Here is a 6,495-nt window from a genome sequence, read left to right on the forward strand (position 1 = left end):
GATCCTTTCGGATCACGCGCAGAGATCGGGAGCCGCCTACGGGCGGCTTCCTTGTTTTCAGGACAGCTCGGACTTAGCTTTCAAGGGCAGTCATTCAACGGAGGAAGCCGCTATGCGGTGGGACAAGATCGCCGAACGTCGGATGCTCAAGGCGACGCGGGACGGTACGCTGGAACGCCTCGAAGGCGAAGGAAAGCCCCTGCCCGACCGCCCCGAAGCCGCGCTGATCGACAGCGGTACCGGTGTCGGCCACCGTATCATGGCGGAAGCGGGCGCCCTGCCCCGCGAGATCGAACTCAAAAAGCAGATGGACGCGCTGCGCGAGGCGTTGGCCGAGACCACCGAGCCGGTGGCGCGCAAGGCGTTGATGGCAGAGCTTTCCGAGGTGCAGATGCGCCACGCGATGGAGGCGGAAGCACGGCGGAAGTTCTTCAGCTAGGGCCTTCTTGAGCTCTGTTTCTGCCGGTGAGACAGCGACACGGGTCAATGGCCCCGGGCGTCCCTGGCACGAAGCGAGGCGCAGCCGCGACGCTTGATCTCTGTCGTGCCGAAGGTCCGCTCTGGCCGAACCCGATCTCAGGCGCTAACGGTTGCGAGTCCTTCCTGCCGAAAGCCCCGTCATGTCCAGACCCGCCTCCCCCTTCTCGCGCACCGACACCGTGATCTACATGGGCGGGATCACAGCTTTGACCGCGATGTCGGTCGACGTTGTGCTGCCCGCGACCGGCGTCGTCGCCCGGGCTTTCGGGCTGGACGAACGGATGGGGGCAATGCTGGTGGGCATCTATTTCCTCGCCTATGCGATCGGACAGCTTTTCTGGGGCCTGTTCTCGGACGCGTTCGGGCGCAAGCTTGCGCTGAAACTGACCCTCACGGGCTTCACCCTTGCGAGCCTGGCCTGCGCGCTGGCACCGAGCTTCCAGGTGCTGATCGTGGCGCGTTTCGCGCAAGGGCTCATGGGCGGCACCCCGGTCATCGCCCGCGCCATGGTGCGCGATGTCTCCTCGGGCAGCGAGGCGGCGCGGATGATGACCGTGCTCGGCGCGATCCTCTCCGTGGCGACAATGCTCGCACCGGTGGTCGGCTCGGGCATGCTGGTGCTCTTTTCCTGGCGCGCGATCTTCGCCGCGCTGGCCCTGCTGGGGCTCGCCTTCCTCGCCTATACGTTCTTCGCTCTCGGTGAGACCGACACCAACCGCCGCCCGGAACGGTTCTCGCTCCGTTTTCTCGGCAGCGCCGCCCGCAGCCTCTTCAGCACGCGGGAATTCCTGGCGCCAATGGCCTGCGGCAGCCTGACCTTTGCTGGCTATGTCGCGCTCGGTGCGGTTGGGGCGATCACGGTAGAGGCGTCCTTCGGCGTCGCCCCGGAGGCCTTCGGGCCACTCTTCGCCATCGCCGCCCTGCTCAATACCGGCGGCGCCCTGCTCGCGGGACAGATGTTGCGGCATCGCAGCCTGGAGTTCGTCGGCGTCATCGCGTTTGCCACCCTTGGGCTGGCCGGGGCGCTGCATCTGCTGCTGGCCTTCACCGCGCCGGGGCTGCAGCTCTTCTGGGCCGCTGTCTGTCTTTACGTGCTTGCCTTCGGCATGATCTACCCAACCGCCATCGCCGCAGCTATGGAGCCCGCAGCCGAGATGCCGGGCTTTGCCGCCTCACTGATGGGAGCGATGCAGATGGTGGCCGGCGCGCTCGGCGCCTGGATCGCGTCGTCGCTTTTCGACGGCACGACCTCGGCGATCAATCTCAACATGGCAATGTTTGGATTGGGAACGGCGGCGATCTACCTGTTGCACAGGCTCTTCCCGGAAGCCGCCCGGGGGCGGTAATCTGGCGCGAGAGCGGCGCGAAGTCCGGCGCAGGGGGGACCTTTTAGCTGTCCCGCGGTCCCGGGGAGGACGCGGCCTCCCCCCATGCAGGGCCGGCCGACGCGCGGCCAGCCCCGTTTCCGTCAGACGGCCTGGACCTTGAGCGTCCCTTCCGGCCCCTTTTTGAGCAGGACATTCGGGATCTCGTCGAGCGGCAGGCGGTGGGACACGAGGCGCGTGACGTCCGGCCCGGTGGCCTTCAGAGCCTCGACCGCATCGGCGATATTGTGGTTCAGCGAATGCGCCCCGGCGATGGTCAGCTGGCGGCGGAAGACCTCGAAGGGCGAGATCTCGATCCGGGCATCCGGCGGGCAGACCCCGAAATACAGCACCTTGCCGCCATTGGCCGTGTAGCCCGGCAGGGTCGCGGCGACGGCGGGCACGCCGGTTGCGTCGACGCTGAGATCCATCTTCTGCTCGAGCGCGGCCAGTTCGGCGGAGCCGGAGGCATAGGGCTTGAAGCCGAAGGATTCGGCCAGCTCCAACCGGTGCGGCGCGAGGTCCACAACACCGATCTCGCTGACGCCGCGCGTCTTCAGCGCCATCGCCATCAGCAGACCGATCGGCCCGGCACCGATCACCAGCGCCCGCTCGACGCCCTCGGTACCGATCACACCGACGCCGTTGAGCACGCAGCCCATCGGCTCGGCCAGGGCGGCCATGTCGAAGGGCATGTCGTCGATGGCAACAAGGTTCTCGGCCTTGACGCAGCTATATTCCGCGAAGCCACCATTGGTGGAAACGCCATAGGCACCGAGGGTCTCGCAGAGATTGGCGAGCCCTTTCTCGCAGGCGCGGCAATGGCCGCAGCTCAGGTTGGGATCGACCACCACACGGTCGCCGGGGGCGAAATTCGTGACTCCCGCACCAACCTCTTCCACCGTGCCGGCATATTCATGGCCGGGCACAAGCGGGAAGTCGGGCGTGCCGTAACGACCGTGCAGCACATCGATATCGGTGTGGCAGACGCCACTCGCCTCGACTCGGATGAGCACCTCGCCGGCACCCGGCTTCGGGGTTTCGATTTCGGAAAAGATGACGGATCCCAAGGCGTTGTAGACAACTGCTTTCATGGCATGGACTCCAGTGTTCAGGGAGGCAGGGAGGGGGGGGGCGCCGCCGGATGGCTCCGGCGGCGGTCATATCAGGTGTCGAGATAGGCCTTCAGCGTTGCCTCGCAGCCTTTGCTCCAGATGCTCTCCAGAGCAGCCGCAAAAGCATCCCGGAAGGCAGGCTTCTCACCGAGATCGCCATAGACGTCGCGCATCTCCAGCCAGGCATCGGGCCGGTCGCGTGCCTCGCGGGCGAGCTTGGTCAGGCGATCCCAGGAGGGATCGTTCGCGGCGATCTCCTGATGCTGTTCGCCTTCGCCATAGCAGTACCGGCACCAGAGCGCGCTTTCGAGCGCGAGCCCGGGAACGGAGCGCCCCTGTTCGATATTCTCGGCCATGGACGGCACGATGAATTTCGGCTGTCGGTTGGAGCCGTCGAAACAGAGCCGCTCGATCGTGTCGCGGATGGCGGGGTTGGCGAAGCGTTCCTGCAGGGCGGCGTGATATTGCTCCTGTGTCGCGCCCGGCACCGCCTCAACCACATTGTAGATCTCTTCTTTCTCGATCTTGTCAAAGAAGGCGGAGACCAGCGGATGCGCCATCGCCTCATGGGCATAGGTCAGCCCGAGCAGCGCCGAGGAATAGGCGATGATCGCGTGGCCGCCATTGAGCATGCGGATCTTCATATGCTCATAGGGCGTCACGTCCTCGACGATCTGCACGCCCACCGATTCCAGGTCCGGGCGGCCGGCGGTGAACTTGTCCTCCAGCACCCATTGCAGGAAGGGTTCGCAGAAGACCGGACGGGCATCTTCCAGCCCGTATTCCTCGGCGAGACCGGCAGCGCGTTCCGACGTCGTGGCCGGGGTGATCCGGTCCACCATCGCGTTCGGGAAGGCGACATTGGCCTCGATCCACTCTGCCAGGGCCGCATCCTGCCCGCGCGCGACGCCGACCACGGCGGAGCGGGTGACATTGCCGTTATGGGGGAGGTTGTCGCAGGACATGACCGTGAACGGCACCATCCCGGCATCGCGACGCGCCTTCAGCCCGGCGACGATGGCGCCGAAGACCGTTTTCGGCGCGGCGGGGCTGGCGATATCGGCAAGGATATCCGGGCTTTCGGGGTTGAAGCCGCCGGTCTCGGCCGAGACGAAATAGCCGCCTTCGGTCACGGTCAGCGAGACGATCCGGACATCGGAATCCTGCATCGCCTCGATGATCGGCCCATGGCCCTCCTCGACCGGCAGGAAGCCGCACATCACGCCGGAAACCATCGCGCTCTGCGTGCCCGCGCCCTGCTCGGTCACCGAGTAGAGAAAGTCCTGCGCTTCGAGATCGGCGCACATGGCGGCATCGGTCGGCATGACGCCGGCGCCGAGAATGCCCCAGTCGGTCGAGCCGCCGGCATTGAGCAGCCGGTTGAGATAGAAGGCCTGGTGGGCGCGGTGGAAATTGCCCAGCCCGATATGCAGGATGCCCGGCTTGAGCTGGGACCGATCATAGCTCGGGACCGCGATGCGCGGGTCGAGCTGTGTGAGGGTTTGTGCATTCAGTTTCATCAGCTCATCCACTGGCCGCCATCGACGTTATACGTCTGGGAAAGAATGTAGTCGGACTCCGAAGAGGCGAGGAAGATCGCCATGCCCGCCATGTCGTCGGGGGTGGCAAAGCGGCCCGCGGGCACGCCGGCCTCGACCTCGGCACGCTTCTCGCCCGGCTTCTTGCCTTCGAGACGGGCGAACACCTTGTCCACGCCGACCCAATGCTCGCCATCGACCACGCCCGGGGCAATGGCGTTCACGTTGATCCCGTGCTGGATCAGGTTGAGACCGGCCGATTGCGTCAGCGAGATCACCGCCGCCTTGGTCGAGCAATAGATCGCCACGAGGCTCTCGCCGCGCCGCCCGGCCTGGCTGGCCATGTTGATGATCTTGCCGCCATGGCCCTGCTTGATCATCTGGCGCGCGGCCGCCTGCATGGTGAAGAGCGTGCCGGCGACATTGATCGCGTAGAGCGTGTCGTAGCTCTTGCGGCTGATATCGACGATATTGTCGGCGTCGAAGACGGCGGCATTGTTGACGAGAATGTCGAGCTTGCCGGCCTTCGCGACCACCGCCTCGATGGCGGCGTCGATGCTCTCCTGCTTGGTGACGTCGAGCTCGACGGCATAGGCGCCCTCGCCCAGCTCCTTCGCCGTCGCCTCGGCGGCTTCCATGTTGATATCACCGATGGCGACGGTGGCGCCTTCGCGGATATAGGCTTCGGCAAAGCCCTTGCCGATGCCGCGCGCAGAGCCGGTGATGAGGGCTGATTTTCCTTCAAGACGCTTCATGGTCTTCTCCGTTTTGGTCAAGTCTCGCCCGCGGCGAGCGTTGCTTCCGGCGTCAGAGCGCCGTGAACCGGTATTCGCAGATGTTGCGATAGGTCTCGCCCGGCCTCAGGACAGGCGATGGGAAATGGGGTCTGTTCACCGAATCCGCGAACCCCGCGGCCTCGAGGCAGAGCCCGAGGCTGGGTCCGTGCATCTGTCCGTCCGGACCCCGCGCTTCGGGCAGCCCGGCGCCGGTATAGAACAGCAAGCCCGGCTGATCCGTTATCACCGTCATTTCGAGGTCGCGATGCGGCGAAATCAACCGTGCCACCGGACGAGCGGATCCCCGCGGACCGCGCAGCACGAAGTTGATCTCGTAGTCGCGGCCGATCTGCCGTTCCTCGCGGAAATCATAGGGCGTGCCGACGCTGGAAAGGACTTCCCCCGTCGGGATCTGGTTCGATTGCGCCGGCGTATGCAGCTCCGATGCGACCTCCAGGAAGTGCTCCGCCGCCGTCGCCCCTTCGAGCAGGGTGAAGTAGCTGTGATTGGTCATGTTGAGGAGCGTCGGCGCATCGCTTTGCCCCTCGATCTCCATCCGCAGCCCGGCCTCGGGCGTCAGCGTATAGCGGCAGGTCACGGAGACCTCGCCCGGATAGCCTTCATCGCCGTCAGGCGAGACCAGTGCGAGCAGCACGAAGTCGCGCCCCGCATCCTGAACCGTCCAGTTCCGGCGCGTGAACCCCTTCACGCCGCCATGAAGATGCACGTCGCCATCGCCATTGACCGGCAGCTGGTAGCTCTTGCCGTCCAGCGTGAATCGGCCATGGGCGATCCGGTTGCAGACACGCCCGACCACCGTGCCGAGATAGGGCGCGTTGACGACGTAGAGTTCCGGGTCGGCATAGCCGAGAACCACCCGGCGCAGCGAACCGTCCTTCAACGGCACCTGCAGGTCACGCAGCACCGCCCCCCAGGACAGGACGGAAGCGCGTGCACCGGCCTCGTTTTCAAGGGTGATTTCCTGGATGTCTGCGCCGGCAATCCTGTGGGTCTGAATTGTCGGGGCCGGCTTCGCGAATGTCGTCGACATCTTGCATTCCTCGTCAGAGAATCACGGCCGCATGCGGTCGATTGTTGTGCCGGCGGGCCTCGATGCGGTCCGCCGGAGCAATGTCAGGTGAGACGTTCCCCAGCCGGGGAACGCGCCGTTCAGCGGAGCGCCAGTCCCTGAGCGCTGAACCTGTGGAGGTGTTCCTTCATG

At 65.5% G+C, this 6,495-nt stretch carries 6 protein-coding genes; 2 read left to right on the forward strand and 4 right to left on the reverse strand.

Annotation, left to right across the window (positions count from 1 at the left end):
- The first annotated feature begins 112 nt into the window (after nucleotides 1-112).
- Nucleotides 113-439 (forward strand): DUF1992 domain-containing protein, encoded by a 327-nt coding sequence (locus tag R3X27_RS25145; RefSeq protein ID WP_317711662.1) that lies wholly within the window; start codon nucleotides 113-115, stop codon nucleotides 437-439.
- Nucleotides 440-620: 181 nt separating this feature from the next.
- Entirely contained in the window at nucleotides 621-1,826 is a 1,206-nt protein-coding gene (locus R3X27_RS25150; RefSeq protein ID WP_317711663.1) for an MFS transporter, read from the forward strand.
- Nucleotides 1,827-1,948: 122 nt separating this feature from the next.
- On the opposite strand, the gene R3X27_RS25155 is transcribed toward R3X27_RS25150, so the two are convergent.
- The 4 genes from R3X27_RS25155 to R3X27_RS25170 form a co-directional block, all read right to left on the reverse strand.
- Nucleotides 1,949-2,938, reverse strand: coding sequence for a zinc-dependent alcohol dehydrogenase family protein (locus tag R3X27_RS25155; RefSeq protein WP_317711664.1), 990 nt, complete (start codon nucleotides 2,936-2,938; stop codon nucleotides 1,949-1,951).
- A 71-nt stretch (nucleotides 2,939-3,009) separates the two neighbouring features.
- Nucleotides 3,010-4,479 carry a mannitol dehydrogenase family protein gene (locus R3X27_RS25160; protein WP_317711665.1) on the reverse strand — a complete coding sequence of 490 codons (1,470 nt, stop codon included), beginning with the start codon at nucleotides 4,477-4,479 and terminating at the stop codon, nucleotides 3,010-3,012.
- Nucleotides 4,479-5,252: an L-iditol 2-dehydrogenase gene (locus tag R3X27_RS25165; RefSeq protein WP_317711666.1), complete on the reverse strand. Its 774-nt coding sequence runs from the start codon at nucleotides 5,250-5,252 to the stop codon at nucleotides 4,479-4,481. Before R3X27_RS25165 ends, R3X27_RS25160 begins: the two co-directional genes overlap by 1 nt.
- 52 nt (nucleotides 5,253-5,304) lie before the next feature.
- Nucleotides 5,305-6,324, reverse strand: a complete 1,020-nt coding sequence (locus R3X27_RS25170; RefSeq protein ID WP_317711667.1) for an aldose epimerase family protein — start codon at nucleotides 6,322-6,324, stop codon at nucleotides 5,305-5,307.
- Nucleotides 6,325-6,495: the final 171 nt, after the last annotated feature.

The sequence above is a fragment of the Tropicimonas sp. TH_r6 genome (genome assembly GCF_033101155.1).
In the GTDB taxonomy this organism is placed as follows: Bacteria; Pseudomonadota; Alphaproteobacteria; order Rhodobacterales; family Rhodobacteraceae; genus Tropicimonas.